The sequence below is a fragment of the Oscillospiraceae bacterium genome (assembly GCA_035353335.1).
Taxonomy (GTDB): Bacteria; Bacillota; Clostridia; order Oscillospirales; family JAKOTC01; genus DAOPZJ01.
Genome location: DAOPZJ010000109.1, coordinates 1 through 3543 on the forward strand (window position 1 = coordinate 1; position 3543 = coordinate 3543).

Sequence of the window (3543 nt, forward strand, 5' to 3'; positions counted from 1 at the left end):
TTCATTTTCAAATTGTATGCTATAAGTGTTATTTGGATGTGATTTTATATAAATCGCATAAAAACTTCCTCTCCCTTCACCCTCAAAAATCAACTTATTGATTCCATCTATATTTACTTTATATATTTTTTTTAAGTTATCTTCTTTTCCTGTTCCAAGTATAATTATGGGTGTATTGTCATTGAGCATCCCGATGCTGAACAAATCATAACCATCAGCTTGAGGAAGCGAAGCGAGTTCCGATATTTGTGGCTCATTTATTTTTAATTCTGGTGTGGTACAGGAAATAAATAAAAACAAGCTACAAAGTATTGATAAAAAAGCAATAATTGATTTTTTCATGATGAATCTCCTTTTAAAACAGGCGGGAATAAATCAAATTCCCGCCTGTTTTATTGATTATTTTATTAATACCAATTTAGATAGGCATAAGGAAACGCGGATTTTAAAGTAAGGTCTCCGCTATATTCTACCCAAGTCCCTGAAGTAACAGAACCATAGTTTTCGTTCGGATGCACTTCGAAATGAAGATGATTACCGCCGCTATCCATTCCAGTTATTCCCTCATATCCCAATAAGTCCTCTTTTGCTATCGTTTGACCTAGTGTAAATGTAGGAATAAGTTTCAGATGTTCATATACTGATGTAGCGCCTAAGTTGCTATCATATACACAAACAGCACCCCATGTAATATTCGTACCGTTATATATTCCTGGAGTAACCGAATATACCGCGTGTTCTTTATTATTCCCAGTATATTGAAGATCAACACCTTCATGGCATCCAGTCGTTCCTTTATCTTCTCCGAAGATGTTGTAATCATAGTACAGATATGAGCTCGTATTAAATACATCTTCGGCTCCACTGAGGCATTGAGATGAATAATATGCTGCGGATTGCCGTATCGACACCCAAGGATGGAAATACCCTTGTATTCCAACGCCGGTTATTCCAGGATAATTTGGGGGATCCGGCCATAATTGAAAATCGCTGAAGGGAGCGTATTCTTGGATAGGAGAAGTGTAAATATTCCTAAATTTTAAAGAGTTTTTAGAAGAAAAATTTGCAATTGTCAACACTGTTGATTTCCCCGGAGCCACTTTTTCATACTCGGCAATCATCAATTTCATGATATTGTCGTCTATATCAAGAATTTCTTTATATAGATAACCGTGATTGATGATAAACCGAATGAAATCCTCCGTATATCCTTTTTCTTTTAACAGTTTATCTGTTTTTTCATCCCGTTTGTTGATCGGTTCCGAAGGCAGATTAACTTCGACATACTCTGGATTTACGATTTTTCCCGTACTAAGGATTTTTGAAAGCTGCGCCCTTGTTAAAGATTCGAAATCCTTATCCGTGCAACCGTACGCCCTTAATATATTTTTTTGATTTTCGTTAAGAATCACCCTGTCCGTCGGAGAATCGCTCGCATAAACCGAAAGATTGAATATCATCATACATGACATAATAATACACAAAATCATCATCAACTTTTTCAAACTAAATCTCCTTTTCATAAATTTTGAACATCTTTCTAACCAATACCGGATTGAATTTATCCGATATGGGAATATCGTCAAAAATCAAAATCACCCGCTTGCATAAACACGTTGGTCTTTTCATTTCAACCCCTCTCTTTCGTTACCAGTTTTATTATAATTTTCTTTTTTTGGTATGTCAATAGTAAATTTGTAATTTATCATAAAAATTTTAATATATTTTTATTTTTATTGTGCATTATTTAAAATGATACTTAAATGATGCTTGCTAACATAATTTTTCTTTTATCAGCGTCTACTTAATCAAACACTTTTTGCCCATGCCGATCAAATCCTTACGGCCCGCTTTTTCGAGCGCCTGTTTCACCAGCTGTCGATTTTTCGGCTCACGGTATTGAATCAGCGCCCTTTGCATCGCTTTTTCAAACGGGTCGGTCGGCACAAACACCGGCGACATGTCCCGCGGGTCGATGCCCGTGTAATACATGCAGGTCGAGACCGTCGACGGCGTCGGGTAAAAATCCTGCACCTGCATCGGGTTCAATCGGTTGTCGCGCAGGTATTCCGCCAGCGCAATCGCCTCTTTCAATCCGCTGCCCGGGTGCGAAGACATCAGATACGGCACTACATATTGCTTTTTGCCGTCTTTTTCGGTGCGCTTTTCAAACGCCTTGCAAAACTGGTCATATACCTTCGCGGGCGGTTTTCCCATGCGCTTCAACACCGAGTCGCACACATGCTCGGGCGCGGCGCGAAGCTGTCCGCTGACATGGTGCTTGACCAGCGCGTCGAAAAACGCGGGATTCGGGTCGGCCAGCAGATAATCGTACCGGACACCTGAGCGCACAAACACCTTTTTCACGCCCGGAAGCGCCCGCAGTTCGGTGAGCATCCGCAGATATCCGCTGTGGTCGGCTTTCAGATTCGGACAGGGCTGCGGGAACAGGCACTGCCGATTTTGACACGCGCCCTGTTTGAGTTGTTTGTCGCAGGCAGGACGGAAAAAGTTTGCGGTCGGGCCGCCGACGTCGTGGATATATCCTTTGAATTCGGGATCGGCGATCATCAGTTTGGCTTCTTTAACGACTGATTCAACGCTGCGGCTCTGCACGATCCGTCCCTGATGGAATGTGAGCGCGCAAAAACTGCACCCGCCGAAACAGCCCCGGTTGACCGTCAAGCTGAACTTGACCTCGTTCAGCGCCGGAACGCCGCCCGCCGCCTCATACATCGGATGGTAATTGCGCATATAGGGCAGCTCGTACACCGCGTCAAGTTCTTCGGTGGTCAGCGGAAACTGCGGCGGATTTTGCACCACATAAGTCCCGTTTCCGTAGGCCTCGACAAGCGGCTTGGCCGAAAACGGGTCGGTGTTTTCATATTGCTGGGCAAAACTGCGGGCAAATGCCTGTTTGTCCGATTTGACTTTATCAAACGACGGCAACGTAATATGCCCGCGCATCCCGGTCATATCGTGGGTGCTGTAGACCGTACCGCGAATGTGCGTCAGATCGCCGCCGTTTTTGAGCGCATCGGCGGCCTCGACAATGGCCTTTTCGCCCATGCCGTAAATGAGCAAATCAGCGGCGCAGTCGAGCAAAACCGAACGGCGGACGCTGTCGGACCAAAAATCATAATGCGACAAGCGGCGTAAGCTGGCCTCGATGCCGCCGATGATGATCGGGACGTCTTTATAGGTGTGCCGAATCAGGTTGCAATAGACAGTCAAAGCGCGGTCGGGACGCTTGCCGGGAACGCCGCCGGGGGTGTAGGCGTCGTGGTCGCGGCGGGTTTTGTTGACGGTATAGTGGTTGACCATGCTGTCCATATTGCCGCTCATGACCAAAAAGCCCAACCGAGGCTTGCCGAAGACGTCGATGCTCTTCGGGTCGTTCCAATCGGGCTGGGCGATGATGCCGACACGATAGCCGGCGTGTTCGAGCACGCGGCTGATAACGGCATGTCCGAAGGACGAGTGATCGACGTAGGCGTCGCCGATGACATAGGCGAAGTCGACGCCGTCCCACCCGCGTTTCTT

3 protein-coding genes are annotated in these 3543 nt (G+C 45.5%); all 3 read right to left on the minus strand.

Annotated elements, in window-relative coordinates:
* The coding region (locus tag PKH29_12660) for a hypothetical protein (protein HNX15690.1) at window positions 1-342 on the minus strand (342 nt) is incomplete at its 3' end.
* A 65-nt stretch (window positions 343-407) separates the two neighbouring features.
* Window positions 408-1505 carry a M23 family metallopeptidase gene (locus PKH29_12665; protein HNX15691.1) on the minus strand — a complete coding sequence of 366 codons (1098 nt, stop codon included), beginning with the start codon at window positions 1503-1505 and terminating at the stop codon, window positions 408-410.
* 295 nt (window positions 1506-1800) lie between these two features.
* On the minus strand, window positions 1801-3543 hold a 1743-nt coding region (locus PKH29_12670), incomplete at its 5' end, for a YgiQ family radical SAM protein (GenBank protein HNX15692.1).